This is a genomic window from Paraburkholderia mimosarum LMG 23256 = NBRC 106338 (assembly GCF_000739815.1).
Classification (GTDB): domain Bacteria; phylum Pseudomonadota; class Gammaproteobacteria; order Burkholderiales; family Burkholderiaceae; genus Paraburkholderia; species Paraburkholderia mimosarum.
Genome location: NZ_BBJJ01000348.1, coordinates 1 through 750, shown reverse-complemented (window position 1 = coordinate 750; position 750 = coordinate 1). Strand labels below are relative to the sequence as shown.

2 pseudogenes are annotated in these 750 nt (G+C 57.3%); both read right to left on the bottom strand.

Annotated elements, in window-relative coordinates:
• Positions 1-132: pseudogene (locus tag BMI01S_RS42535) on the bottom strand (DDE-type integrase/transposase/recombinase); the annotation flags it as partial.
• 207 nt (positions 133-339) lie between these two features.
• Positions 340-750: pseudogene (locus tag BMI01S_RS37825) on the bottom strand (hypothetical protein); the annotation flags it as partial.

Sequence of the window (750 nt, the reverse complement as noted above, 5' to 3'; positions counted from 1 at the left end):
GCGCGGCACCGGGTTTGATCGCAGCACTCGCTGGAAGAAGCGCTTGGCTGCGGCCTTGTCGCGTCGTTTTTGCACCAGAACGTCGAGTTCAGTGCCATGCTCATCGACCGCGCGCCACAGCAGATACGGCTCGTCGTTGAAGGCGCACCACTTCTTCGCTCCTGACTGAACCTCGATGATTTCAGGCCGAACGACATCGTATTGAGACAGCCATTTCTTGACCGTTTCCTTCAACCTTAAATAGACGTCACGACCAATCTGTCGTATTCCTTTCCGTTCACATAGAACATCAGTTACCGAATGCTACGCGCTCCCAAATAATCGAAGACTTTCTCGCTTTTAGCCACTTTCCGTTGCACCATCTTGATCCTCCGGAGAACCTGCCTGCTGTTCGGCGAAGGGGTTTTCGTACCGCACCGTGACTAAGATCCTCTTCCCGCCGCGCGCGACGTCTACGCCGACCGCCTTCTGGGTATGGCTCGGCCTCAGTACGCGACCGAGCGGCCCCGGAGCCGCAAGCACGACGTCCATCGTGCCCTTCTGCTGCCAGCGCTTGGAGTTGTGCCGGGCGGTAATATGTGACGGGATGCCGAGGTTCTGCGGCAGATGCACCAAGCGGCATTTCGTGGTGAGCACATGCTCAACCATCACCCATTCGTCGTAAGTGGGCGGCTGGTAGATCAAACGTCGCTTACCTCTTCTTCGACCGATCGTTGAGCGGTCTGGCCATCCAGCACTTCGATCCGGAAC